This window comes from Rhizobium sp. PRIMUS64, from assembly GCF_023006465.1.
In the GTDB taxonomy this organism is placed as follows: domain Bacteria; phylum Pseudomonadota; class Alphaproteobacteria; order Rhizobiales; family Rhizobiaceae; genus Rhizobium; species Rhizobium leguminosarum.
In genome coordinates this window covers 1-24,796 of sequence record NZ_JALBGX010000075.1, presented here as the reverse complement: position 1 = coordinate 24,796, position 24,796 = coordinate 1, and the positions used below count along the sequence as shown (strand labels likewise).

Here is a 24,796-nt window from a genome sequence, read left to right as displayed (position 1 = left end):
AGAAAATGGTAGAAAAACGCGTTCAGCCACTTGCCCGCGATGCAATGGCTTATGTCCTGGCGGGCGGTAGGGGAAGCCGTCTCAAGGAACTCACCGACCGGCGTGCCAAGCCGGCCGTCTATTTTGGCGGCAAGGCCCGCATCATCGATTTCGCCCTGTCGAACGCCCTGAATTCCGGCATCCGCCGCATCGGCGTCGCGACGCAATATAAGGCGCACTCGCTGATCCGTCACATGCAGCGCGGCTGGAACTTCTTCCGCCCTGAGCGCAACGAGAGCTTCGATATCCTGCCCGCCAGCCAGCGCGTCTCCGAGACGCAATGGTACGAGGGCACGGCCGACGCCGTCTATCAGAACATCGACATCATCCAGGATTACGGCGTCGAATACATGGTCATTCTTGCGGGCGACCACGTCTATAAGATGGACTACGAATGGATGCTGCAGCAGCACGTCGATTCCGGCGCCGACGTCACCATCGGCTGCCTGGAAGTGCCGCGCATGGAAGCGGTCGGCTTCGGCGTCATGCATGTCAACGACAAGGACGAGATCATCGCCTTCGTCGAGAAACCGGCCGATCCGCCGCCCATTCCCGACAAGCCGGATTTCGCCCTCGCCTCGATGGGCATCTACGTCTTCCACACCAAGTTCCTGCTCGATGCGCTACGCCGCGACGCCGCCGACCCGACCTCGAGCCGCGACTTCGGCAAGGACATTATCCCCTATATCGTCAAGAACGGTAAGGCGGTCGCTCACCGCTTCGCCAAGTCCTGCGTCCGTTCGGATTTCGAGCACGAACCCTACTGGCGCGACGTCGGCACGATCGACGCCTATTGGCAAGCCAATATCGACCTGACGGCGATCGTTCCGGAGCTTGATATCTACGACAAGTCCTGGCCGATCTGGACCTATGCCGAGATCACCCCGCCGGCGAAATTCGTCCATGACGACGAGGATCGCCGCGGCTCGGCCACCTCCTCCGTTGTGTCAGGCGATTGTATCATCTCGGGCGCCATGCTCAACAACAGCCTGCTCTTCACGGGTGTCAGGGCCAACTCCTTCTCCAAGATGGAAGGGGCGGTCATCCTGCCGAACGTGAAGATCGGGCGGCGCGCGCAGCTCAAGAATGTGGTGATCGACCATGGCGTCGTCATTCCGGAAGGTCTGGTCGTCGGTGAGGATCCCGAGCTCGATGCCAAGCGCTTCCGGCGGACGGAAAGCGGCATCTGCCTGATCACCCAACCGATGATCGACAAGCTGGATATCTAACTTATGAAAGTTCTTTCGGTTTCGTCCGAAGTCTTCCCTTTGATCAAGACAGGGGGTCTGGCCGATGTGTCCGGCGCCCTGCCGATTGCTCTGAAAGCCTTCGGGGTCGAGACCAAGACCCTTCTACCCGGCTATCCCGCCGTCATGAAGGTCATTCGCGACCCGGTCGTCAGGCTCGAATTCCCCGACCTGCTCGGTGAGCGGGCGACCGTGCTCGAGGTCCAGCACGAGGGCCTCGACCTGCTCGTCCTCGATGCGCCGGCCTATTACGACAGGCCCGGCGGGCCCTATCTCGATCCGCTCGGCAAGGACTATCCCGATAACTGGCGTCGGTTCGCCGCCCTGTCGCTCGCTGCCTCCGAGATCGCCGCCGGCCTGCTGCCCGGCTGGCGGCCGGATCTCGTCCACACCCACGACTGGCAGGCGGCGCTGACGTCGGTTTATATGCGCTATTATCCGACGCTGGAACTTCCGAGCGTACTGACCATCCACAACATCGCCTTCCAGGGCCAGTTCGGTTCCGAGATCTTTCCCGGCCTGCGCCTGCCTGCCCATGCCTTCGCCACCGAAAGCATCGAATATTACGGCACTGTCGGCTTCCTCAAAGGCGGCCTCAAGACTGCGCATGTGATCACGACGGTCAGCCCGACCTATGCCGATGAGATTCTGACGTCGGAATTCGGCATGGGGCTGGAGGGCGTCATCGCCAGCCGCATCGACGATCTGCATGGCATCGTCAACGGCATCGACACCGATATCTGGAACCCGGCGACCGATCCTGTCGTCCACACCCATTACGGCCCGACGACGCTGAAGAACCGCGAGGAGAACCGTCGCTCGATCGCCGAATTCTTCGGCCTCGACAATGACGACGCCCCGATCTTCTGCGTCATCAGCCGTCTCACCTGGCAGAAGGGCATGGATATCGTCGCCAACGTCGCCGATGAGATCGTCGCCATGGGCGGCAAGCTCGTCGTGCTCGGCTCCGGCGAAGCTGCACTTGAAGGCGCGCTGCTCGCCTCCGCCAGCCGCCATCCCGGCCGCATCGGCGTCTCGATCGGCTATAACGAGCCGATGTCGCACCTGATGCAGGCCGGCTGCGATGCGATCATCATCCCCTCGCGCTTCGAACCCTGCGGCCTGACCCAGCTTTACGGCCTGCGTTACGGCTGCGTGCCGATCGTCGCCCGCACCGGCGGTTTGAATGACACGGTGATCGACGCCAATCACGCCGCACTTGCGGCGAAAGTCGCAACCGGCATACAATTTGCGCCCGTAACCGAAACAGGCATGCTACAGGCAATCCGCCGTGCGATGCATTTTTATCAGGACCGAAAACTCTGGACCCAATTGCAAAAGCAGGGCATGAAATCGGATGTCTCCTGGGAGAAGAGCGCCGAACGCTACGCTGCCCTCTATTCAAGCCTCGTCTCGAAAGGCATGTGAACTAAAATGATCAAGTCCGTCCCCACCACGCCCTATCTGGACCAGAAGCCCGGCACGTCGGGCCTGCGCAAGAAGGTTCCGGTCTTCCAACAGCCGAACTATGCGGAGAACTTCATCCAGTCGATCTTCGATTCGCTGGAAGGCTATCAGGGCAAGTGCCTCGTCATCGGCGGCGACGGACGCTACTACAATCGCGAGGTCATCCAGAAGGCGGTCAAGATGGCCGCGGCCAATGGCTTCGGCAAGGTCATGGTCGGCAAGGGCGGCATCCTGTCGACGCCGGCCGCTTCCCACATCATCCGCAAATACAAGGCTTTCGGCGGCATCATCCTCTCCGCCAGCCACAATCCCGGCGGCCCGACCGAAGACTTCGGCATCAAATACAACATCAACAATGGCGGCCCGGCGCCGGAAAAGATCACCGACGCGATCTATGCGCGCTCCAAGACGATCGACAGCTACAAGATTGCTGATTTCGCAGACGTCAATCTCGACCGCATCGGCAAGGACGAGCTTCCCGGCGGCACGATCCTCTCGGTCATCGACCCGGTCGAGGACTATGCTGCGCTGATGGAAGAGCTGTTCGATTTCGGCGCCATCCGCAATCTGATCAGCCTCGGCTTCCGCATTGCCTTCGACGGGATGAGTGCCGTCACTGGTCCCTATGCCAAGGAAATCTTCGAAAATCGTCTCGGCGCTCCCTCGGGCTCGGTGCGCAACTTCATGCCGCTGCCGGATTTCGGCGGCCATCATCCCGATCCGAACCCGGTTCACTGCAAGGAACTCTTCGATGAGATGATGGGCGATGACGCGCCCGATTTTGGCGCCGCTTCCGACGGCGACGGCGACCGCAACCTCATCATCGGCCGCGGCATCTTTGTCACCCCTTCCGACAGCCTGGCGATCCTTGCCGCCAATGCCAATCTCGCCCCCGGCTATTCGGGCGGCCTTGCCGGCATCGCCCGCTCGATGCCGACATCGGGTGCTGCCGACCGTGTCGCCGAAAAGCGCGGCATCGGCATGTATGAAACGCCGACCGGCTGGAAGTTCTTCGGCAACCTGCTCGACGCCGGCATGGCGACGATCTGTGGTGAGGAAAGCTCCGGCACCGGCTCCAGTCACGTCCGCGAAAAGGATGGCCTCTGGGCCGTGCTGCTGTGGCTGAACATTCTGGCCGTGCGTGGCGAGAGCGTCGCCGATATCGTCACCCAGCACTGGCAGACCTACGGCCGCAACTATTATTCACGCCACGACTACGAAGGCCTCGACACCGATGCCGCAAACGGCCTGGTGGACAATTTGCGCAGCCAGCTTTCCACCCTGCCCGGCAAGAGCTTCGGCAACCTGAAGGTCGAGAAGGCCGACGACTTCGCCTATCACGACCCGATCGACAAATCGGTCAGCGAACATCAGGGTATCCGCGTGCTCTTTGAAGGCGGCTCCCGCGTCGTCTTCCGCCTGTCCGGCACCGGCACGTCTGGCGCAACCTTGCGCGTCTATATCGAGCGCTACGAGGCGGATTCGACTCGCCATAACATCGAAACGCAGGAAGCGCTCGCCGATCTGATCGCGGCCGCCGAAAGCATTGCCAGCATTCAGGAACGCACGGGACGCGACGCGCCAACCGTGATCACCTGATCCGGGGGGAACATGCGGGGAAGCAGTTCGGCGCAAGCCGGCGCGATCGTCTTCGAGACCGGCGTCGAATTTGCCGTGTGGTCGCATCATGCCGCACAGATCGAACTCTGCCTTTTCGAGGATGACGGCAACAGGGAATTCGCGCGCCTGCCGATGGCGCGCGACAGTAACCACATCCATCATCTGTTTGTGGACGGACTGAAGGCGGGCGCTCGCTACGGCTATCGCGCCGACGGTATCTACGCGCCCGACAACGGCCTCTGGTACGATCCTTCCAAACTGCTGATCGATCCCTACGCCAAGGAGATCGATAGGCCGTTCCGCTATGATCCCCGCCTCGGCATCTATGGCGAGGACAGCCAAGATCTGATGCCGAAGGCGATCGTCACCAGCGATACCCCAGCCGCGATCAGCAAGCCGTTCTTCAAACCGGGCGGCTTTATCTATGAGGTGGCGGTGCGGCCCTTCACCATTCTCCATCCCGACGTGCCGGAGGCCCAGCGCGGCACGGTCGCAGCGCTTGCCCATCCCTCCGTCGTCGCGCATCTGAAGCGGATCGGGGTCGATGCCGTCGAACTGATGCCGATAACCGCCTGGATCGATGAACGCCACCTGCCGCCGCTGGGCCTTACCAACGGCTGGGGCTACAATCCCGTAGCCTTCATGGCGCTCGATCCGCGGCTCGTCCCCGGCGGCATGACGGAATTGCGCGAGACGGTCGCGGCTCTCCATGCCGAAGGCATCGCCGTCATCCTCGACCTCGTCTTCAACCATACCGGCGAGAGCGACCGGTACGGCGCGACGCTGTCGCTGCGCGGCCTCGACAACCTGCACTATTATCGCCACGCCCAGAATTGGCCGGGCGAACTCGTCAATGACACGGGCACCGGCAACACGCTCGCCTGCGATCATCCTAAGGTCCGCCGCCTCGTCATCGACAGTCTGCGCCACTTTGTGCTCAACGCCGGCATCGACGGTTTTCGCTTCGATCTCGCCCCAGTGCTCGGACGCACCGCGACAGGCTTCGAGCGCGACGGCGGAACACTTGCCGCGATCCTGGCCGACGATGTGCTGGCCGACCGGATCATGATCGCCGAACCCTGGGATATCGGCCCGGGCGGTTACCAGCTCGGCAATTTCCCGCTGCCCTTCCTTGAATGGAACGACCGGGTTCGCGACGACCTGCGCTGCTACTGGCGCGGAGACGATTGGAAGACCGGCTCGCTGGCAACCGCACTCGCCGGCTCCTCCGACGTCTTCTCCCGCAACGACGGCAAGGAAACACGCAGCGTCAATTTCCTCGCCGCCCATGACGGTTTCACGCTGATCGATCTCGTCTCCCACGCCGGAAAGCACAACGACGCCAACGGCGAACACAATCGTGACGGCCATAACGAGAACCACTCCTGGAACAACGGCGTCGAGGGGGAAACCGTCTATCCGACGATCCGCAAGCGTCGCCGGGACGATGTGATGGCGCTGATATCGACGCTTTTTGCCACCCGCGGCAGCATCATGCTGACGGCGGGCGACGAGGGCGGCCGCAGTCAGCACGGCAACAACAACGCCTATTGCCAGGACAACGAGATCACCTGGCTGGACTGGAAGGCGTTGGACGAGGGTCTCATCGTCCATACTGCCTTCGTTGCAGGGTTGCGTCGCCGCTTCACCGTCTTTTCCGAAATGGGCTTCCTGGCGGGAAATGGCGATGTCGAATGGATTTCGCTTTCCGGCGAGTCGATGACCGTTGCCGAATGGGAGACGCCGTCGCTTTCCTCCCTCGGCATGTTGCTATCGACCGGTGACCGCTCCGCGCGCGGCAGGCAGACCCGGCTTGGCGTGCTTTTCAACCGCTCGGGGAACCGCCAATTTTTCACGCTTCCCTCTAAGGGCGAACCGGGCTGGCGCCAGTTGACGCCGGATGGAGCAAAGAAAACTACTGGCCCCGTAACCGTCGAGCCACGCTCCGTCGCCTTTTTCGTAGAAAATTGACCGCCTCCCCTCCCTCACCCAAATCCTTGTCGCAATCGTCACAAATGCACGATAAGGCTTTGCCGCGGCGGCTTGTTTTACGAGGAATTCATGGTCACGGAAATTTCACTCTCCGACGTGCGGGGATTGATCGGTATGGAAACGGGCCTTTCGGATTGGGTCACCGTCGACCAGACGATGATCGACGCCTTCGCGTCGGCGACCGACGACCATCAGTTCATCCACGTCGATCCTGAGCGAGCGGCCGCCGAGAGCCCCTTTGGAGGAACCATCGCCCATGGCTTCCTGACACTGTCTCTGCTGTCGACGATGAACTACAACTGCCTGCCGAAAGTGCGCGAGCAGACCCTCGGCATCAATTACGGCTTCGATCGCGTCCGCTTCATGACGCCGGTGAAAAGCGGCGCCCGAGTCCGCGGCCGTTTCCTGCTCGCCGAAGCCCGCTTCCGCGGCGCCGGCATGCTGATGACCACCTATGACGTCACGATCGAGATCGAAAACGAAAAGAAGCCGGCGCTGACAGCAAAGTGGATCACCATCATCCAATTCGACCCGAAGGACCGTCCCGACGACGTTTGAGCAAAACTGCTTTTGTTACTCGGCCGAATTGAACACGGCTTCGAGCGCGTGTCCGTCGGGATCCATGACGAACGCCGCATAATAGTGCTCACCGTAATGGGGCCGCAGGCCGGGACGGCCATTGTCACTGCCGCCTTGCGCGATTGCCACCGCATAAAACTGATCGACTGCCTGGCGGCTCGGCGCGGCGAACGCCAGATGAAAACCCGGGCCAGGCGCACGCTGGCCGTCCGGACGATGCTTGATCGCCAGTTTGTCCCCGCCGCCGGGAAGGCCGTAGCCGATTGCCTGCCCTGTTTGCCCCGGCCTGATATCGTCCCAGACCCTGAAATAACCGAGCGCGGCAAGGGCAGCATCGTAAAATGCCGCCGACCGCTCGATATCGGAAACGCCGAGCGAGGCATGGTGCAGCATTCGTTTACCTCTTAAATGAGCGCACGCCGGCGATTCGCTGAGGCTCAGTGCCCCACGTCTTCAGCCGCCTCGTTCAGCAGCCCGAAGACATAATCCGAAAACGACCGCCAGCATTCCACCCGGAACGTGTCTTCTTCCGTGCGGAAAAGCACAATTTCCGCCTTGCCGAAAACGGTGCGCGATGCAGCCCCGACCGGAAAGGAAGAAAGCGACAGTTCCTGCGGGCAGCCGGCCGAAAGCGTCGCCTCAGCACCCGGTCCCGAGACGATGATCGCGAGATTGCGGTGGGAAACGTCGGTCGCCGAATGCAGCGTGCCGGCGCGGGAAAATGCTGCCATCAGATCGGCACTGGCCTCGTCGATCACCAGCCACTCGTCCGGCCCAATCCAGAGCGCCGATCGGGCGCCGGCCCGGCCGGATGTCTTCGGGGCATCCGGCAACGTCAGGCCGAGTGCCGAGGAAAGTGCCGAGAGCGATTCCGCCGGCGCGCGTAGCGCCACCCGGCTGGCAGTGGGAGCGGTCGTCAGCCGCACCGTTGCGGAGCCGCCGAGACGTCCGGCAAGCGCCGGTTTGCGAATTGCAACATCAGCCATGGATGCGGCCCCCTTCCTTGTCAAAGAATACCAGATCCGTCACCTCGACGGCGATCGTCCTGTCCGGCATCGGTACATAGAGCGTCTCGCCCATCCGCGCCCGGCCGCCGGCGACGAGCGCGAAGGCGATCGACCGGCCGCAATTTTCCGACCAATAGGCAGATGTGACGTGGCCGAGCATGGTCATCGGCTTCGGCTCGTTCGGGCTTGCGACGATCTGCGCGCCTTCTTCGAGCACCAGCTTCGGATCCTTGGTGACGAGGCCGACGAGCTGCTTGCGCCCGTCCTTGACGAGATCCGGCCGCTTCAACCCGCGAATACCGACGAAATCCGTCTTTTTCTTCGAAACCGCCCAGGAAAGTCCGGCATCATCGGGGGTCACCGTCCCATCCGTATCCTGCCCGACGATGATGTAGCCTTTCTCGGCGCGAAGAACGTGCATCGTCTCCGTGCCGTAGACGCAGGCGCCGAGCGGTTCGGCATTGGCCCAGACCGCTTCGAGTACCGACTGGCCGTAATCGGCCGGCACATTGATTTCGAAACCGGTTTCGCCGGTGAAGGAGACGCGGAAGAGCCGCGCCGGCACGCCGCAGACCGTGCACTCGGCAACGCTCATATGCGGGAATGCCTCGTTCGAAAGATCGAGCCCTTCCACCAGCGGCGCGACGATCTCGCGCGCCTTCGGCCCCTGCACGGCGATGACAGCCCATTGTTCGGTCACCGAGGTCAGCCATACCTTCAGATGCGGGAATTCCGTCTGCAGGTAATCTTCCATGTGATGCAGAACGCGCGGCGCGCCGCCGGTCGTCGTCGTCACATGAAAACGGTCGTTTGCCAGGCGTCCGACAACACCGTCGTCATAGACGAAGCCGTCCTCGCGGGTCATGATGCCGTAGCGGGCCTTGCCGGGCTTCAGCGTGTCCCAGGCATTGGTGTAGATGAGGTTGAGGAATTCCGCCGCATCCGGCCCCACCACCTCGATCTTGCCGAGCGTCGAGGCGTCGAAGATACCAGCCGCCTCGCGAGCCGTCCGGCATTCGCGAGCGACCGCCTGGTGCATGGTCTCGCCGGCCTGCGGATAGAACCAGGCACGCTTCCAGTTGCCGACATCCTCGAAGACCGCGCCATGCGCTTCTTCCCAATCGTGCAGCGGCGTCTTGCGTGTCGGGTCGAACAGTTCTCCGCGCGAATGGCCGATCAGCGTACCGTAGGTGACCGGCGTATAGGGCGCCCGGAAAGTGGTGAGTCCGACCTGCGGGATTTCCTTGCCGAGCATTTCGGCGGCAATCGCCAGGCCATGCATGTTGGAGAGCTTGCCCTGGTCCGAGGCCATGCCGTTGGTCGTGAAACGCTTGATATGCTCGATCGAATGCATGCCCTCGCGCACGGCAAGGCGGATATCCTTGGCGCAGACGTCATGCTGGAAATCGATGAAGGCCTTGGCGTTGGTCTTCGGCCCGGCGCCTTCGGCAGCACCGATCATGCCGCCCGTCCAGTCATAGGCTTGCTCGGCCGAAATTGCGATCTTCTCACCGCTGCCTTTGCCGGTGGCCTGCGCCATCAGCTCGCCGGCGGCAAGCGATTCCTCGATCGTCCGCTGCAGGTCGTCGGTGCCGTTGCAGGCGCCGACCGAGAGGCAGTCCTGGGCATAGGAGCCGGGCAGGAATCGCTGGCTTTCGGCATCGAAGGCCACTTTGCCGCGCGACTGCGAGAAGAGATGGACCGACGGCGTCCAGCCGGCCGAAACCAGCAGCGCATCGACCGTGATCTTGCGCGGCGAACCGCCGCCGTTGCGCGCCACCGTCATCGAGGAGATGCGCAGCCGCCCGGCCGTGTTGACGACCGATTGGCCGGCCAGAACATCAATACCGAGTGCACGCGCCTCGGCCAGCACCGCCGCTCCCGGCGCCTGCCTGCTATCGACGATGGCGGCGATCGAAACACCAGCCCGCTTCAGATCGAAGGCCGCCTCATAGGCCGAGTCGTGCGCCGTGTAGATGCCGACCTTGGCCCCGACCGCGACGCCGTAATGATTGAGATACATCCGCCCCGCTGAGGCCAGCATGATGCCCGGCCGGTCGTTGTTCGGAAACACCATGTGACGCTCGATCGCGCCGGTGGCGAGGATCACGCGCTTTGCTCGGACCTGCCAAAGCCGCTCGCGCGGCAGATCACGGGAAGGCTTGGCGACATGATCGGTGACGCGCTCGGCAAGGCCAACGAAATTGTGGTTGTAGTAGCCGAAAGCGGTCGTGCGGACCAGCACTTCGACATTGTCCATCGCCTCCAGCCGCGCCACGGCCTTCTGTGCCCAGCTATTGCCGTCCTGTCCGTCGATCGTCACGCCGGTATCATAACGCAACGCCCCGCCCGCTTCTGCCTGCTCGTCGCAAAGCATCACCCGGGCACCGGTCTCGGCGGCGGCGAGCGCCGCCGAAAGCCCGGCCACGCCGGCGCCGACCACCAGCACGTCGCAATGGGCATAGCGGCTGGCATAATGGTCCGGATCCTCCTCCGTCGGCGCGACGCCGAGGCCGGCGGCACGACGGATGAGCGGTTCGTACACGTGTTTCCAGGCGGCGCGCGGCCACATGAATGTCTTGTAGTAGAAACCGGCGGCGAAGAACGGCGACATCAGATTGTTGACCGCGCCGACATCGAAGGCAAGCGAGGGCCAGCGGTTCTGCGAGTTGACGATCATGCCGTCAAAAACTTCCTGCACCGTGGCGCGCACGTTCGGCTGCTTGCGCGCCGTATCGCGGGCAACGTCGATCAGCGCGTTCGGCTCCTCGGCCCCTGCAGACAGAATACCGCGGGCCCGGTGATATTTGAACGAACGGCCGACGAGATGCACGCCGTTGGCGATCAGCGCCGAGGCGACGGTATCACCTTCGAGCGCCGTATAGCTCTTGCCGTCGAAGCTGAAGCGCGCGGTTCTGGCCGGTGTCAGGCGCCCCTTGCCGGCGATACGGTTCACGCCGCTCATTGCGCCTCTCCTTCCACGGCTTCATATGTTTCGACGGGCCCATGCTGCTGGGCCGCCGCGCCGATCTCAGGCTTCGGCTGACCCGCCTTGTAGGTCACGATGAACTTGTCGGTCACCGTATCGCGCGCCGCATTGAAGAAGCGCCCGCAGCCGTGAATGTGCCGCCAGCGTTCGAAGATCAGCCCCTTCGGATTGTCGCGCAGAAAGAAATAGGCTTCGAATTCCTCGTCCGAGATCGAGGCGATGTCGGTGGGCCGCGCGATATGCGCGTCACCTGCGCCACGGAATTCGAGCTCGGAGCGCTCTTCCTGACAGTAGGGGCAATAGATCAGCAGCATGTGTTACCCGTCTTAGAGTTCCGATCCGGAAACATTGGTTCCCGGAGGTTGATTGCAGAGACGCTTTCCCATTGTCACGTAGGGAATGAGGCGCTTGAGAAGCTGTTCAAAATTGTCGTAGGGCTCCAGCACATCGGTCATGCCGATATTCGCAAAAGCCATCTTGGCGATATCGTTGTCGATCACGAAGGCACGTCCCGGCGTTCCGCCGACCTCAGGCACGAAATAGACGGCTGGTTTGCGCAGGATCATCGCGCAAAGCAGCGTGCCGCTCTCGGCGACGAAGGGCCACTCGCTTTCGCCGGCAGCCCTGTGGATCTTCTGCAGGCGGAAATCCTCGGCGCCGGGAAAGACGTCACCAGCCGGCATGGCCGCGCCGTCGATCCCGATTGCGAGGAGAGCCGCCGTCCACATCAGTGCGCCACCGCCGCCGCTGCCGCTTCGTCGATCAGCCGGCCGCTGCGGAAACGGTCCAGCGTCAAGCCGGCATTGAACTTGTGCGGCTCGTCGCGAGCAATCAGATGCGCGAAGAGATTGGCAGAGCCCGGCGTCGCCTTGAAGCCGCCTGTACCCCAGCCGCAATTGACGTAGAGCCCGGGAACCGGCGTCTTCGACTGGATCGCCGAACGATCCGGCGTATTGTCGACGATGCCGCCCCATTGCCGCATCATCTTGACGCGCCGGAACATCGGGAAGAGCTCGCAGATGGCGTCGAGCGTGTGCGTGATGATCTGCAGCCCGCCGGTCTGGGAATAGGAATTATACTGGTCGGTGCCGGCACCGATGACGAGTTCTCCCTTGTCGGACTGGGAGATATAGGCATGCACCGTGTTCGACATGACGACGCAGGGAAAGATTGGCTTCAGTGGTTCGGAAACCAGCGCCTGTAGCGGGCTCGATTGCAGCGGCACGCGTACGCCAGCCATCTGCATGACAGTGGTCGTATGGCCAGCCGCCGACACCGCCACCTTCCTGGCGCCGATGAAGCCACGCGAGGTCTCGACCCCGGTCACCCGTCCGTCCGGACCGCGCCGGATACCGGTCACTTCGCAATTCTGAATGATGTGCACGCCGCGGTCTGAAGCCGCCCGCGCATAACCCCAGGCAACGGCGTCGTGCCGCGCCGTACCGCCCCGCCGCTGCAGTGCCGCCCCGTTGATCGGGTAGCGCGCGCTGGCCGAGATATCGAGCGGCGGACAATAGGCCTTCGCCTGCTCCGGTGTCAGCCATTCATTGTCGATGCCGTAGAGCCGGTTGGCATGGATATGCCGCTTGAAGGATTGCTGGTCGTGAATATTGTGCGAGAGCATCATCACGCCGCGCGGCGAATACATCACATTGTAGTTGAGCTCCTGGGAAAGCCCCTCCCAGAGCTTCATCGAATGCTCGTAGATGTGCATGCTCTCTTCGTAGAGGTAGTTCGAGCGGATGATGGTGGTGTTGCGCCCGGTATTGCCGCCGCCGAGCCAGCCCTTCTCGATCACCGCCACATTGGTGATGCCGTGCTCCTTGGCGAGATAGTAGGCAGCACCCAGCCCGTGGCCGCCGGCACCGATGATGACGACGTCGTATTCGGCGCGTGGCTCAGGCGAAGTCCACTGCTTCTCCCAACCCTTGTGGCCACGAAGGGCCTCCCGTGCCACGGCAAAAACCGAATATTTCCGCATCCGCCTTCTTCTCCTTCGGGAAAGGGCATGTTCTCCGCGCTCATACAAATCGCAAATCCAAATGCGGCACAACGGTTCTTTTGCGACGCGCGAGAGCTTTGGTTTCGACACGCCGAAGAGAATGCCGCTTCAAGCGGAAGACAGAAGCCGCGGCATTTCCGCTAACCGTCGGCCGGCGACCTAACCCAAGAGGGTTAGAAGACAAGCAATTGCTAAAATGTTAACAATCGCGTGTTCCGGGGTACGTGTATCATGTGGGGTTGGCGCTCAGTATCAGTCGCGACGCTTTGCATCGCGTTAAGCAGCGCATCGCCGGCACCCGCCGCCGAGCCGGTTGGCCAGGCTGTCGTCATAAAGACAGAAGTGACGGGACAGAGCGGCCCGATCGAGGTCGACACCAGCGTCCATCGCAACGAGCGCATCAAGACATCGCAATCCGGGCTTGGCCAATTCCTGTTTCGTGACGGCACGAAGCTCGCGGTCGGCTGGGGTTCGTCGGTCGTCATTGACAAATATGTCTTCGATGATTCCCAATCGGTCAAGAAACTCACCATCAGGGCGGCAAAGGGCACATTCCGCTGGGTCAGCGGCAGTTCCAATTCTTCGGCCTACCAGATCCTGACGCCGGCCGGCACGATCGGCGTACGCGGCACCGCTTTCGATTTCTACGTCGGCCCGGATGGCACGACCGCCGTCGTCCTGCTGAACGGCGCAGCCCGCTTCTGCGGTCCGGGCGGCTGCCGGCAGTTGCAGCAGCGCTGCGATTGCGTGGTGGCCAAGCCGAACGGCGATATGTCGGCAGCACGCCGGGTCGATCCCAGCATCCTCGAGACGCTCGGAAATCAGCGCGCCCTCCCCTTCCTCTCCGGCAATCAGCGGCTTGCCGGCGGCATCGGCATGCTCGGCGGCTGCAATATGGCCTCCGTCGCGCCGGAAAGAAAAGACAGAAACCGCCCCCCGCCTCCTCGCGATCCGGCGCCGGCACCCAGTCCGCAGAGGCAAGATCCGCCGCAGCGGCAGGCCGAGCCGCAGAAGGAGCGGCCGGCCACGCCTGACAAGCCTGACAAGCCTGACAAGCCGCATCACGACAAACCGGATAAACCCGACAAGCATGATGGCCGTGGCCGGCATGAACATCACGATCAGCACGATGATCACGACTATCACGATAAAGGGCATCATCGAGATCGTGACCGTGACCGCGATCACGACAAGGATCGCGATCGTGATGGGGACCGGAACCACGACAGAGGCCGGAATTTCAATCGCAACCGCTGATGCCGTCAATCGGCGACGCTCTTCTCGAAGCCATCCGGCACCTCGCGGAAGTGATCGCTTCTGCCGGATATCCGCTGGTAGAATTCCGCCAGCCCGCCGATCACCTGCGCCGCCCTGAGCTTTGCCGTGCCGATAAGCTTGCGCGTGTTTTTCGAATGCGAATGCAGCGCCTGCGTCAGCTGCTCGTGAACGACCGTAAGCGCGGCGAACTCCGCGGAGGCTGCGACGCGCTCGTCGCCGACAACGGCGAGAATCTGCGTTCGGCTACTCTTTCCCTTGAGCGGGATGGCGCCGGCCTCGATCAGCGCCATTCCCTGCACCGATCTCGCCGTGCTGTCTGATATGAGGATATCGAAGCCCACCTCCTTGCAGCACGACTCCAGGCGCGCCGCGACATTGACGGCATCGCCGACCGCCGAATAGTTGAAGCGGGTCTTGGCGCCCATGTTACCGACACAGGCGAGACCGGTATGGATGCCGATGCCGATGCCGACTTGCTGTCCAGGCCCGAAGCCGAAGGCGTCGCCGGCGTTCAGTTCGGCCAGCGTTTCACGCATGGCAAGCGCTGCGCGAACGGCCTTGATTTCATGATCCGCCACATCGACGGGTGCATTCCAGAACGCCATGATCGAATCGCCGATGAACTTGTCGAGCGTGCCTTCATTGGCCACCACATGGCGGCTCAGCGCATCGAGCAAGGTATTCAGGAACGCGACCACGGCAGTCGGCGCCAGCCGCTCGCTGATCTCGGTAAAGCTTCTGACATCGACGAACATGACCGTCAGCTCGCGATCGTCTCCGCCGAGGCGCAACGCGTCGCGGGAATGCTCGATGCGATGGAGCAGCGACGGGGAAAGATAATGCCCGAAGGCGCGCCGCACCTCGCGCCGCTCCCGGTCGATCACCAGGATCCGGAACGAGGTCGAGGCGAAATGGGTGATCGATCCGCTGATGATCGGAGCCAGCGGATCGAGGAGAAGCCCCGCATAAAGAAACGAGAGCCAGGACGCCACCAGCGCCATGGCTGTGATCAGCAGGCCGCAGGCCAGCGCGACGGCCGGACTGACGAAGGTCGTCACCCCGACGAGCAGGCATCCGAGCACGGCGATCATCAGGATTTCCAGCCCGTCCGCCCAGTCGGGCCGCGAGAGAAAGCGGCCCGAGAGGATCTGCTCGACGGCCTGCGCATGCAGCGAAACGCCGGGAACGTTCTCGCCGAGCGCGGTGACGCGGATGTCCTGCAGGCCGGCCGCCGATGTCCCGACGAAGACGATGCTGCCGGCGACGGCGGCGGCGACATCTGGAGAGGCCCCTTCGGCCGCAAGCACCTGCCGGGCGGATATATAACGCTCCGCCCGGTCGGGGGTGACATAGAGCCAAAGCTCACCCGCCGCCGTCAGCGGCACGACGAAATCCCCGATCTTTACTGATGTCATGATGCCGGCGCGATCGGGTGCGCCTGATAGCACGTAGGTCGATGCCCCCTGTGCGACACGCAGCGCTTCGATCGCGAGATTCGGATAGAGCTGCTCGCCGTCGGTCAGGAACAGTGGGACCGCCCGTACCACCGGCGAGGGATTGCCGGGATTGAGGCTGATATGACCAAGCCCCGCCGCATTGGCTTCCAACAGCGGCCGCAACGGCGTCGAAGCACCGAGATAGGGGGGGGCCGAGACGGGGCTTTCGCCGGTGAAGGCGAAACCCGCCTTGACCGGCGGCCGGTAATTGCCCTCGTTGGAAAGTCCGAAGCCGAGCACGACGGGCTTTTCGGCAATTGCACGGGCGAATATCTCGTCGTTATCAGGCAGTTTCTCGGCAAGGGAAGGATCGACCCCGGCGACCTCGCGAACGACATTGCGCGGCGACAGCCGGTCCGGCTCGGCGAAGAGAATATCGAAGGCGATGGCCGAGGCGCCCATTTCCGAAAGCCGGTCCACCAACAGCGCCATCCGGTCCCGCGGCCATGGCCATTGGCCGAATTCGTGCAGCGAAGTCTCGTCGATGTCGATCACGCGGACCGGCATCGGCTCGAAGGTCCTGGGAACCAGCCGCTGATACTCGTCGAAGGTCACGCCGCGGATCAACTTGAAGATCCCGGGATCACTTGCTCGAAGGATCGTAAGCGCAGTCACGATCGCCAGACCGAGAACGACACCGATTTGCTGCGCGCGCGTCATGATCTCACCGGGTGTCCCCTCCCACGGCCGGCAGGGCGACCCGCACCTGCCGGCGGACAGGCTACGCCGCTTTCCATCCAAATGCCATTCGCACCTGCGTTCCGGGGCACTCTCCTTTCGGTCACCTCCGCCGGGCGGCGGAGAAGCGCCATGAATACGGCTACGCCTCCAGTTTTCACCCGGCTTTTGCCTGGACGACGAGGCTTCGACCTTGCCCGGTGCGCGGCGAAATGTTCTTGTAACGATCGAAAATCGGATGCTTTTTCGAGAGAAGAATGAAGGTCGCCGTGATTTCCGAAACCGCCGCGCGTCGCAGCGGCTATTGGCTGATTGTCGTCGTGCTGGCAATGCTCGCAGGGCTGCCGCTCGCCGTCTGGCTTGATATCAGCGATCTCTCGGGAAATACCCTGCGCCGCCAGGCCCGCGATATGAGCTCGCTGATATCGAGCATCCGCTCCTATTATTCCACGAATGTCGTGGGGCGCGTTCTGGCCGCTCACGCCAACGGCACGACTGAGGGCACGGTCGTCTCTCACAATTATGCGAATATTCCAGGCGCCATCCCGCTGCCGGCCACGCTTTCCCTGGAGCTCGGCGACGTCATCAAGGAGCAGCAGGCCAATATCACCTACCGTTTCGTCTCCGACCTGCCGTTCAAAAGCCGCGCATCCCACGAGCTCGACGACTTCGAAAAGAATGCGCTCGCTGCCTTGCGCGCCAATCCGCAGCAGACGCTGAACGACCTCACCCGTGTCGGATTGACCGATACCTTGCGGCTCATCACCCCTGTCGTCATGGGCCAGGCCTGCGTTGCCTGCCACAATAGCCATCCCGAAAGCCCGAAGACCGATTGGAAGGTGGGCGATGTGCGCGGCATTCAGGAAGTCATCATCCGGCAGCCCTATGCGAGCAACGTCTTCGCCTTCAAATACCTGCTTTGCTATTTCCTTTTCGTCGCCTTCATCGGCATCAGCTTCATTGTGCTCCAGCGGCAGCAGACGCGCACCATCCACAGCGCCAACCGGGATCTGGAAGCGGCGAACGAATTCCTCGCCAGCGTTTCCCTGAAGATCTCGCGCTATCTCTCACCGCAGATCTACAAGAGCATATTCTCCGGGCAGAAGGACGTGGTCGTCCATACCGAGCGCAAGCGTCTGACGATCTTCTTCTCCGACATCAAGGATTTCACTGCGACCACAGAGCGTCTGCAGCCTGAAGCCCTGACGGAGATGCTCAACGAATATCTGACCGAGATGTCGAACATTGCCCTGGAGCATGGCGGCACGGTGGACAAGTTCATCGGCGACGCGATGCTGGTCTTCTTCGGCGATCCCGAAACCGAGGGGCCGGAGGAGGACGCGAAAGCGTGTTTGCGCATGGCCGTCGACATGCAGCGCCGTCTCGGCGAACTCAAGGACAGATGGCGCAGAAACGGCACCGAAGAGCCTTTCGTCGTCCGCATGGGAATCAACAGCGGTTATTGCAACGTCGGCAATTTCGGCAGCAGCGACCGCATGGACTATACGATCATCGGGGCGGAGGCCAATCTCGCAGCCCGGCTGCAATCGATCGCCCAGGGAGGAGAGATCGTCATCAGCTACGAAACCTATGCGCTGGTGAACGAAATCGTCGACGCCCATCCCTTGCCGCCGATCACGATGAAGGGCATACAGCGCGAGATCGTGCCCTATGCGGTGGATGGGCTGACCCTCGGTGCGGATCACAAGAGCCGCGTTCTCAGCGAGCACCTCTCGGGCCTTGACCTGCATCTGGATATGAGCCGGCTGGAGCCTGCCGACCGCCTCCGGGTCAGAACCGCTCTCAAGGAGGCAATTGCCGTGCTGGATGAAGCTGCGCCCGAACCGGCCCGATCATGACCGGATATCAGGCGAAGCGTGATTTTTCCGCCGCCGCCCATATCCCGTCTAGACTTCCCGCACCCGATCTGCTATTTCGCATCACCAATCGCAAGGCCCCGGCCGCGCGAACGTTATTGTTTTGCCTCTGGCCGCTGCGCCGCCTCCGGCATCAACCAACCAAAGGAACGTGATTCTCGTGCAGGTACTTGTCCGCGATAACAATGTTGATCAGGCTCTCCGCGCTCTCAAGAAGAAGATGCAGCGCGAAGGCATTTTCCGCGAAATGAAGATGCGCGACTACTACGAGAAGCCGTCGCAGAAGCGTGCTCGCGAGAAGGCCGAAGCCGTTCGTCGCGTTCGCAAGCTGGCCCGTAAGCGCGCCCAGCGCGAAGGTCTGGTTGCACGCTGAGCGTTTCCGTCGTTTTTTCGACGTTTTCAGATGCATTGTGGCGGGGGCGATGGGTTCGCCGCCGCTTTTTTAGTTTCCGCTGAAGATCGCATATCCGCGCACCGGATATGCCGCATGGGGAAAGCGAGCCCGAATGGCTGTCAACACCTTCAATCCGTCCCGCGCTTTGCGCTTGCAGAAAACGGCATTCCTGCCCGCTTTGGCGCTGGCGGCAATGTTCGGCCTCGCCGGCTGCGAGACGACCAATACCTCGGATGCCGTGATCCGCATCGATAAGGCGCAGGGTTCGGAAGAGAATATCGCTTCCCTGACGGCGGTTATCAACGCCAATCCGAGGGACCCGGAAGGTTACAACGTCCGTGGTTCCGCCTATGGCCGCGCCGGCCAGTTCCGCCCGGCGCTGAACGATTTCAACACGGCGCTGCAGATCAATCCGCGGTTTTTCCAGGCTTACGCCAACCGTGCTCTCGTCTATCGCAATATGGGCCAGCAGGCCCAGGCGATTGGCGACTACAATGCCGCCCTGCAGATCAATCCGAGCTACGACGTCGCCTATATCGGTCGCGGCAATGTCTACCGGATGGCCGGCCAGGACGATCAGGCTTTCAACGATTTCGACAAGGCGATCCAGCTCGGCACCACCGATGGCCGCGCCTATCATAATCGTGGCCTGATCTATCAGAAGCGTAATCAGCAGGATAAGGCGATCGACGATTTCTCGAAAGCGATCTCGCTCGCGCCGAATTCACCCGAGCCCTATAATGGCCGCGGCATTTCCTACATCGCGCTGAACGACGACGACAACGCCTTTGCCGATTTCAACCATGCGATCGAGCTCAACGGCAACATCGCCGAATCTTGGGCCAACCAGGCGCTCGTCTACGAACGCCGCGGCGACAAGGCAAAGGCCGCCCGCTCCTATCGCCACGCGATCGGCCTCGACCCCAAATACCAGCCGGCTCGCGACGGCCTTGCCCGCGTCGGCGTCGCCCCAGCCGGCTAAAGATATGATTGGGCGGCCCTGAGCATCGGGCGGCCCGCAACGGCCACCTGCCGGTCGCACCACCCATCGGACGCCGGCAAAGGTCCTGATGATTCAATCGAATCTTCCGGCTCTGGATATCATCGAGGTGATATCGTGCCACGCCAGGCGGTGGAAGCGACGTGGCGCAAAGGCGACCGCACCGCCATTAAGACGAGACGCCGAAAAGCGTCCGTCGTCGTCGATGGCCTGTCATAGTATGTTGCAACCTGCTCTTGCTCCCCCTAACATGGAGCTGCTTCGATAGCCCGCTATCGAGCGGTCGAAAACGTTTGGGGGCGGTTTGCGAGAGATGCGGATCTGTGCTTTCCTGGCCGCAAGCGAAACCCGTTGCGGGCCACGCGTATTACAGCGCGACGCGTCTTTTCAGACGCGCAAAGGACGCCGTAACACTTTGAATTGCGACAGATGAAGATCGTCGCGCTGTTCTTTCCGAAAGCCTCGATCGGAACCTACCTCGTCGCCATGGCGGTGGCGATCGCACTGCCGATCTTCGCCTTCGTGGCGCTGCTTCTGCTACAGCTGGAGGACAACCAGCGTTCGACGCTGAAGCGCGAGACGGCCCAGGATGCGCTTGCCCTTTCACGCATCATCGACCGCCAGCTTCAGGATATGGCGACGACCCTGCGGCTGCTTTCAAGTTCGCCGGAACTTGAAAACGGCAATCTCGCCTCCTTCCACGAGCGCACGGAAACGGCCCTCAGAGACAATACGCTTTTCGTCATCGCCGTCGACCGCACGGGCCAGCAGTTGCTGAACACGCGCCGGGCGTTCGGCACGCCGCTTGGCAAGACGGCGAACATGACAGCCCTCGAAGCGGTCATGGCTTCCGGTCGCATCGAGGCATCAGACGTCTTTCGCGGCCGGACCAGTGGCGAATGGGTCTATAACGTCACCCTGCCACGGAAGAATGATCCGGTCGCGGCCCTCATCATCACGCAGGACGCCAAGGATCTGGGCAAGCTCGTGACCACCGAAGGCCTTGCGCCCGGCTGGTCGGCCGCCGTCATCGATGAGAGCGGCCACGTCGTTGCAGCGACCGGCCCCGCCAACCTCGAACCCGGCACGCCCTTCGACCCGCGCATTCTGCCGGCGCTCACCGTGTCCCGCGGCGTCTTCCAAGATGAGACAATCCTGCCGCACATGCTCCTCGGTTATGCCCAAATTCCCGGTTGGTCGTGGAAGACGGTGATCTGGGGACCGATCGCCCAGGCTTCGATCCTCAGCACCTGGCGTTTCCTCATCATCGGCGGCGTGGCACTGGTGCTCGTCGCCGTGCTAGGCGCTTATGCCGTCGCAAGACAGGTGCGCACCACCATCCGCGATATCGCCGACATGGCGAACCGCATGGGCGAAGGCCATATCGTCTCGCCAGTCGAGACCAGCGTCATCGAGGCGAACCAGGTGGCGATTGCCCTTTCGAATGCCTCTTTCGATCGCAGCCAGACCGAGGACCGGCTGCGTTTCGTCATGCACGAGCTCGTCCACCGCACCAAGAATCTTCTGACGCTTGCCCAGGCAATGATGCGCCAGCTCGCCAAGCAGTCCGACAGCGTCGAGTCCTTCCGCGCCGCCGTCGCCGACCGGCTCGAGGGTTTGGTGCGTTCGATCGAGCTCCTGACCAGCGAACAATGGGGAGGCGTGTCGCTGCGGCGGGTCGTCGATATCCATCTGCATGCCTTCCCGCAATCGCGCGAGCAGATCGACATCAGCGGCAAAGACTTCGTGCTAAAGCCGGATGCCGTGCAGAATCTCGGCCTCGCCTTGCATGAACTCGCCACCAATTCAGTGAAATACGGTGCGCTTTCCGTACCGCAAGGCCGGGTCCGCTTCGCATGGCGCGACGTCAAGGACGAAGACAAGCCGGATGCCCTGCTCCGCTTCACCTGGGAAGAGCAAGGCGGCCCGCCGGTCACCGAGCAGCCATCGCGCTCGGGCTTCGGCACGACCGTTATCAAAGCCCATGCCGCCTCCGCCTTTCGCGGCACGGTTGAGATCGATTTCCGGCCCGAAGGCCTGTTATGGGTGCTGACGGCTCAGCGCGCCACGCTGGAGCGGGAATAGAGCGCCGCGCGTCTCTTCAGACGCGCTAAGTTTGAATCCGCGCCCGGAACATTCGCTACCTCCACCCGTTTCGGACAGGTCGTTCCAAAGGAGAAAGACCATGTTCAAGCAAACGATGATCGCAGCCGCGGCACTGACGGCCGCTGCCTGGGGGAGCCCGGCGGGCGCAGAAAACTATGTCACGCTTGGCCGTCTTGTCTGCGGATCGGATGGCGGCCAGGGTCTGATCGTCACCTCGCAGAAGAACCTCATCTGCACCTATACGCCGGCGGCCGGCGGCGCCAAGGCGGTCTATGCCGGCAAAATCGAGAAATTCGGCCTCGATATCGGTCAGACCGGCAAGAGCGTCATGATCTGGCAGGTGCTGGCAAAGACCGGGACGGATATTCCGCAATTCGCCCTTGCCGGCGAATATTACGGGATCGGTGCCGATGCGAGCATCGGTGCAGGGGCCGGCGCCAAGGTCATCGCCGGCGGCAACAACAAGGCCTTCATGCTGCAGCCGTTGAACGTCCAGGCTCAGGAAGGCCTGAACCTGGCGATCGGCGTCGAAAAGATGACACTCGTGCCGGGAGAGACCTGACGAAAGCGGCCGGCCCGGCCAAGGCAGACGGCAGTGGCCTGCCGCATGAATCAAGCAGCCGCCCGAAGGGCGGCTGTATCTGCGCCGATCAGTGCGCGATCGCCTTGTTGATATCCTCGGTCATCTTCTTCGCGTCACCGAGCAGCATCATCGTGCCGTCCTTGTAGAACAGCGTATTGTCGATGCCGGCATAACCCGAGCCGAGCGAGCGCTTGACGAAGAGGCAGGTCTTTGCCCGGTCGACGTCGAGGATCGGCATGCCGTAGATCGGCGAGGTCTTGTCGTCGCGCGCCGCCGGATTGGTGACGTCGTTGGCGCCGATGACATAGGCGACGTCGGCCTGGGCGAATTCCGAGTTGATGTCCTCGAGCTCGAAAACCTCGTCATAGGGAACATTCGCTTCGGCGAGCAACACGTTCATGTGGCCGGGCATACGGCCTGCGACCGGGTGGATCGCATACTTCACCTCGACGCCGTTCTTCTTGAGATTGTCGGCAAGCTCGCGCAGCGCATGCTGGGCCTGGGCGACCGCCATGCCATATCCCGGCACGATGATGACCTTCGATGCGTTTGCCATCAGATAAGCCGCATCCTCGGCCGAGCCGAGCTTGACCGTCCTGTCTGATGTGTCAGGTCCGCCGGACGCCGTCTCACCGCCGAAACCGCCGAGGATGACGGAGACGAAGGAACGGTTCATACCCTTGCACATGATGTAGGAGAGGATCGCGCCGGAAGAACCGACGAGCGCGCCCGTGATGATCAGCGCCAGATTGCCGAGCGTGAAGCCGATGCCGGCCGCGGCCCAGCCTGAATAGGAATTCAGCATCGAGACGACGACCGGCATATCGGCCCCACCGATCGGGACGATCAGCAGAACGCCGAGCGCCAGCGACAGCGCCACGACGGCCCAGAAGTCGAAATGGCTTTCGGTGGCGGCAAGCCCGATGATGAAGAGCACGATCAGCACCAGCAGGCTGGCATTGATCACATGCCGGTAGGGCAGCAGGATCGGCTTGCCGGACATGCGTCCGTCAAGCTTCAGGAAGGCGATGATCGAGCCGGTGAAGGTCAGCGCTCCGATTGCCACGCCGAGCGCCATCTCGATGCGCGCCTCGGTGTGGATGTGGCCGATCTCGCCGATGCCGAAGGAAGCAGGCGTGTAGAGCGCGGAGGCCGCGACCAGCACGGCGGCAAGGCCGACCAGCGAATGGAAACCCGCGACGAGCTGCGGCATCGAGGTCATGGGGATGGTGCGGGCGACATAGGCGCCGACGCTGCCGCCGATGGCAAGGCCAAGGATGATCAGCACGAAGCCGCCGAAATTCGGGGTCGCCAGCACCAGCGTCGTCAGGATCGCGATCCCCATGCCGATCATGCCGTAGAGATTGCCCTTGCGGCTGGTGGCCGGATGCGACAGGCCGCGCAGCGCCAGGATGAAGAGCACGCCGGAGACGAGGTAGAGGAAGGCTGCGATATTGGTCATCAGTCCTCACCGGTCCTTCTTGCGGTACATCGAAAGCATCCGCTGGGTGACGAGGAAGCCGCCGAAGATGTTCACCGAGACGAGCACGAGAGCCACGAAGCCGAAACCGGTCGCAAGCCCGCTGGTCGAGATGCCGACCGCCAGGAGCGCGCCGACGACGATGACGGAGGAGATCGCATTGGTGACGGCCATCAACGGCGTATGCAGCGCCGGCGTCACCGACCACACGACGTAATAGCCGACGAAGATCGACAATACGAAGATGGCGAGCTGGAAGACGAAGGGATCGATCGCCCCGCCGGTCGCAGCACTTGCCGCTTCCGGTGCCTGGGCCGCCGCCGTGATGACGGCGGTCACCGCCTGGTCGAGCTGCTCCAGCGCTCTGTCCATTGCTTCACTGGCCATCAGATGTCTCCCTTCTTCGCGCCGCCGAAGGCGGGATGAACCACGTCGCCGGCATGGGTCAGCATCGTCGCCTTGACCAGCTCGTCGTCGAGATTGACGACGACGCTCCGGGTTTCCTTGTTGACCATCGTCTCGAGGAAGGTGACGAGGTTCTTGGCGTAGAGCGCCGAGGCGCTGGCCGCAACCCGGCCCGGCATGTTGGCGAAACCGATCACCCTGACGCCTTCGATATCGGCGATCTCGCCGGGGACGACACCCTCGATATTGCCGCCGCGCTCGACCGCAAGGTCGACGGCGACCGCACCTGATTTCATCGAGGCGAGCATGGTGTGCGAAACGAGCCGCGGCGCCGCACGACCGGGGATCAGCGCGGTGGTGATGACGATATCCTGCTTGGCGATGTGTTCGGCAACCAGAGCCGCCTGCTTCGCCTGATAGTCGGCGGACATTTCCTTGGCATAGCCGCCGGCCGTTTCCGCCGCCTTGAACTCCTCGTCCTCGACGGCGATGAACTTGGCGCCCAGCGAGGCGACCTGCTCCTTGGCGGCGGGCCGAACGTCGGTGGCCGAGACCGC

The 24,796-nt window shown here is 62.5% G+C and carries 20 protein-coding genes and 1 pseudogene; 11 read left to right on the top strand and 10 right to left on the bottom strand.

Translation table 11 applies throughout. The annotated features are described in order from the left end of the window. Positions 1 to 5 precede the first annotated feature (5 nt). The 5 genes from glgC (at position 6) to MOV76_RS24990 (ending at position 6,923) form a co-directional block, all read left to right on the top strand. On the top strand, positions 6 to 1,268 hold the full coding sequence (glgC, locus tag MOV76_RS25010; protein WP_018497547.1) for a glucose-1-phosphate adenylyltransferase: 1,263 nt from the start codon (positions 6 to 8) through the stop codon (positions 1,266 to 1,268). A gap of 3 nt (positions 1,269 to 1,271) precedes the next feature. Continuing rightward, a complete protein-coding gene (glgA, locus tag MOV76_RS25005; protein ID WP_247265509.1) occupies positions 1,272 to 2,714 on the top strand; it encodes a glycogen synthase GlgA in 1,443 nt (480 codons plus the stop codon). A gap of 6 nt (positions 2,715 to 2,720) precedes the next feature. Then, positions 2,721 to 4,352 (top strand): alpha-D-glucose phosphate-specific phosphoglucomutase, encoded by a 1,632-nt coding sequence (locus MOV76_RS25000; protein WP_247265508.1) that lies wholly within the window; start codon positions 2,721 to 2,723, stop codon positions 4,350 to 4,352. A 12-nt stretch (positions 4,353 to 4,364) separates the two neighbouring features. Further along, on the top strand, positions 4,365 to 6,344 hold the full coding sequence (gene glgX / locus MOV76_RS24995; protein WP_247265507.1) for a glycogen debranching protein GlgX: 1,980 nt from the start codon (positions 4,365 to 4,367) through the stop codon (positions 6,342 to 6,344). Between the two features lie 90 nt (positions 6,345 to 6,434). Beyond that, complete coding sequence (locus MOV76_RS24990) at positions 6,435 to 6,923, top strand: MaoC family dehydratase (protein ID WP_018446055.1); 489 nt, start codon at positions 6,435 to 6,437, stop codon at positions 6,921 to 6,923. A 15-nt stretch (positions 6,924 to 6,938) separates the two neighbouring features. On the opposite strand, the gene MOV76_RS24985 is transcribed toward MOV76_RS24990, so the two are convergent. Genes MOV76_RS24985 through MOV76_RS24960 form a run of 6 tightly spaced genes read right to left on the bottom strand, consistent with a single transcriptional unit; the run spans position 6,939 to position 12,921 of the window. Then, positions 6,939 to 7,337, bottom strand: coding sequence for a VOC family protein (locus MOV76_RS24985; RefSeq protein WP_247265506.1), 399 nt, complete (start codon positions 7,335 to 7,337; stop codon positions 6,939 to 6,941). Between the two features lie 44 nt (positions 7,338 to 7,381). Continuing rightward, positions 7,382 to 7,930, bottom strand: coding sequence for a sarcosine oxidase subunit gamma (locus MOV76_RS24980; protein ID WP_247265505.1), 549 nt, complete (start codon positions 7,928 to 7,930; stop codon positions 7,382 to 7,384). Continuing rightward, positions 7,923 to 10,916, bottom strand: a complete 2,994-nt coding sequence (locus tag MOV76_RS24975) for a sarcosine oxidase subunit alpha (protein ID WP_112905160.1) — start codon at positions 10,914 to 10,916, stop codon at positions 7,923 to 7,925. The genes MOV76_RS24980 and MOV76_RS24975 overlap by 8 nt, the downstream gene beginning before the upstream one ends. Further along, a complete protein-coding gene (locus MOV76_RS24970) occupies positions 10,913 to 11,254 on the bottom strand; it encodes a sarcosine oxidase subunit delta (RefSeq protein ID WP_028733966.1) in 342 nt (113 codons plus the stop codon). The genes MOV76_RS24975 and MOV76_RS24970 overlap by 4 nt, the downstream gene beginning before the upstream one ends. Positions 11,255 to 11,266: 12 nt before the next feature. After that, a complete protein-coding gene (locus MOV76_RS24965; RefSeq protein WP_018243576.1) occupies positions 11,267 to 11,668 on the bottom strand; it encodes a hypothetical protein in 402 nt (133 codons plus the stop codon). Beyond that, entirely contained in the window at positions 11,668 to 12,921 is a 1,254-nt protein-coding gene (locus tag MOV76_RS24960; protein WP_018243577.1) for a sarcosine oxidase subunit beta family protein, read from the bottom strand. The genes MOV76_RS24965 and MOV76_RS24960 overlap by 1 nt, the downstream gene beginning before the upstream one ends. A gap of 252 nt (positions 12,922 to 13,173) precedes the next feature. On the opposite strand from MOV76_RS24960, the gene MOV76_RS24955 reads away from it, so the two are divergent. After that, positions 13,174 to 14,199, top strand: a complete 1,026-nt coding sequence (locus MOV76_RS24955) for a FecR domain-containing protein (RefSeq protein WP_018243578.1) — start codon at positions 13,174 to 13,176, stop codon at positions 14,197 to 14,199. Positions 14,200 to 14,204: 5 nt separating this feature from the next. Here MOV76_RS24955 and MOV76_RS24950 read toward each other — a convergent pair whose 3' ends face one another. Next, positions 14,205 to 16,376, bottom strand: coding sequence for a CHASE2 domain-containing protein (locus MOV76_RS24950; protein WP_247265504.1), 2,172 nt, complete (start codon positions 16,374 to 16,376; stop codon positions 14,205 to 14,207). A gap of 275 nt (positions 16,377 to 16,651) precedes the next feature. Between MOV76_RS24950 and MOV76_RS24945 the strand changes: the two genes are divergently transcribed. The 5 genes from MOV76_RS24945 (at position 16,652) to MOV76_RS24925 (ending at position 22,333) form a co-directional block, all read left to right on the top strand. After that, positions 16,652 to 18,253, top strand: coding sequence for an adenylate/guanylate cyclase domain-containing protein (locus MOV76_RS24945; RefSeq protein ID WP_247265503.1), 1,602 nt, complete (start codon positions 16,652 to 16,654; stop codon positions 18,251 to 18,253). Between the two features lie 178 nt (positions 18,254 to 18,431). Beyond that, the gene (rpsU, locus tag MOV76_RS24940) at positions 18,432 to 18,644 is read left to right on the top strand and encodes a 30S ribosomal protein S21 (RefSeq protein WP_003585885.1); all 213 of its coding nucleotides are present in this window, start codon (positions 18,432 to 18,434) and stop codon (positions 18,642 to 18,644) included. Positions 18,645 to 18,777: 133 nt separating this feature from the next. After that, the gene (locus MOV76_RS24935; RefSeq protein WP_018446048.1) at positions 18,778 to 19,647 is read left to right on the top strand and encodes a tetratricopeptide repeat protein; all 870 of its coding nucleotides are present in this window, start codon (positions 18,778 to 18,780) and stop codon (positions 19,645 to 19,647) included. Between the two features lie 447 nt (positions 19,648 to 20,094). After that, entirely contained in the window at positions 20,095 to 21,750 is a 1,656-nt protein-coding gene (locus MOV76_RS24930) for a sensor histidine kinase (RefSeq protein ID WP_247265502.1), read from the top strand. Positions 21,751 to 21,850: 100 nt separating this feature from the next. Continuing rightward, positions 21,851 to 22,333, top strand: a complete 483-nt coding sequence (locus MOV76_RS24925) for a DUF992 domain-containing protein (protein WP_018243583.1) — start codon at positions 21,851 to 21,853, stop codon at positions 22,331 to 22,333. A gap of 88 nt (positions 22,334 to 22,421) precedes the next feature. On the opposite strand, the gene MOV76_RS24920 is transcribed toward MOV76_RS24925, so the two are convergent. The 3 genes and pseudogenes from MOV76_RS24920 to MOV76_RS24910 all read right to left on the bottom strand — a co-directional run. Next, positions 22,422 to 23,816: an NAD(P)(+) transhydrogenase (Re/Si-specific) subunit beta gene (locus MOV76_RS24920; RefSeq protein WP_018446045.1), complete on the bottom strand. Its 1,395-nt coding sequence runs from the start codon at positions 23,814 to 23,816 to the stop codon at positions 22,422 to 22,424. Between the two features lie 6 nt (positions 23,817 to 23,822). Further along, entirely contained in the window at positions 23,823 to 24,221 is a 399-nt protein-coding gene (locus MOV76_RS24915; RefSeq protein ID WP_003542949.1) for a proton-translocating transhydrogenase family protein, read from the bottom strand. After that, positions 24,221 to 24,796 (bottom strand): annotated as a pseudogene (locus MOV76_RS24910) (NAD(P)(+) transhydrogenase (Re/Si-specific) subunit alpha); the annotation flags it as partial. The pseudogene MOV76_RS24910 and the gene MOV76_RS24915, both read right to left, overlap by 1 nt.

Excerpts from the sequence above, each read along its gene's own strand:
- glgC (WP_018497547.1), top strand. The coding sequence starts at position 6 with ATGGTAGAAAAACGCGTTCAGCCACTTGCCCGCGATGCAATGGCTTAT.
- glgA (WP_247265509.1), top strand. The coding sequence starts at position 1,272 with ATGAAAGTTCTTTCGGTTTCGTCCGAAGTCTTCCCTTTGATCAAGACA.
- MOV76_RS25000 (WP_247265508.1), top strand. The coding sequence starts at position 2,721 with ATGATCAAGTCCGTCCCCACCACGCCCTATCTGGACCAGAAGCCCGGC.
- glgX (WP_247265507.1), top strand. The coding sequence starts at position 4,365 with ATGCGGGGAAGCAGTTCGGCGCAAGCCGGCGCGATCGTCTTCGAGACC.
- MOV76_RS24990 (WP_018446055.1), top strand. The coding sequence starts at position 6,435 with ATGGTCACGGAAATTTCACTCTCCGACGTGCGGGGATTGATCGGTATG.
- MOV76_RS24985 (WP_247265506.1), bottom strand. The coding sequence starts at position 7,337 with ATGCTGCACCATGCCTCGCTCGGCGTTTCCGATATCGAGCGGTCGGCG.
- MOV76_RS24980 (WP_247265505.1), bottom strand. The coding sequence starts at position 7,930 with ATGGCTGATGTTGCAATTCGCAAACCGGCGCTTGCCGGACGTCTCGGC.
- MOV76_RS24975 (WP_112905160.1), bottom strand. The coding sequence starts at position 10,916 with ATGAGCGGCGTGAACCGTATCGCCGGCAAGGGGCGCCTGACACCGGCC.
- MOV76_RS24970 (WP_028733966.1), bottom strand. The coding sequence starts at position 11,254 with ATGCTGCTGATCTATTGCCCCTACTGTCAGGAAGAGCGCTCCGAGCTC.
- MOV76_RS24965 (WP_018243576.1), bottom strand. The coding sequence starts at position 11,668 with ATGTGGACGGCGGCTCTCCTCGCAATCGGGATCGACGGCGCGGCCATG.
- MOV76_RS24960 (WP_018243577.1), bottom strand. The coding sequence starts at position 12,921 with ATGCGGAAATATTCGGTTTTTGCCGTGGCACGGGAGGCCCTTCGTGGC.
- MOV76_RS24955 (WP_018243578.1), top strand. The coding sequence starts at position 13,174 with ATGTGGGGTTGGCGCTCAGTATCAGTCGCGACGCTTTGCATCGCGTTA.
- MOV76_RS24950 (WP_247265504.1), bottom strand. The coding sequence starts at position 16,376 with ATGACGCGCGCGCAGCAAATCGGTGTCGTTCTCGGTCTGGCGATCGTG.
- MOV76_RS24945 (WP_247265503.1), top strand. The coding sequence starts at position 16,652 with ATGAAGGTCGCCGTGATTTCCGAAACCGCCGCGCGTCGCAGCGGCTAT.
- MOV76_RS24935 (WP_018446048.1), top strand. The coding sequence starts at position 18,778 with ATGGCTGTCAACACCTTCAATCCGTCCCGCGCTTTGCGCTTGCAGAAA.
- MOV76_RS24930 (WP_247265502.1), top strand. The coding sequence starts at position 20,095 with ATGAAGATCGTCGCGCTGTTCTTTCCGAAAGCCTCGATCGGAACCTAC.
- MOV76_RS24925 (WP_018243583.1), top strand. The coding sequence starts at position 21,851 with ATGTTCAAGCAAACGATGATCGCAGCCGCGGCACTGACGGCCGCTGCC.
- MOV76_RS24920 (WP_018446045.1), bottom strand. The coding sequence starts at position 23,816 with ATGACCAATATCGCAGCCTTCCTCTACCTCGTCTCCGGCGTGCTCTTC.
- MOV76_RS24915 (WP_003542949.1), bottom strand. The coding sequence starts at position 24,221 with ATGGCCAGTGAAGCAATGGACAGAGCGCTGGAGCAGCTCGACCAGGCG.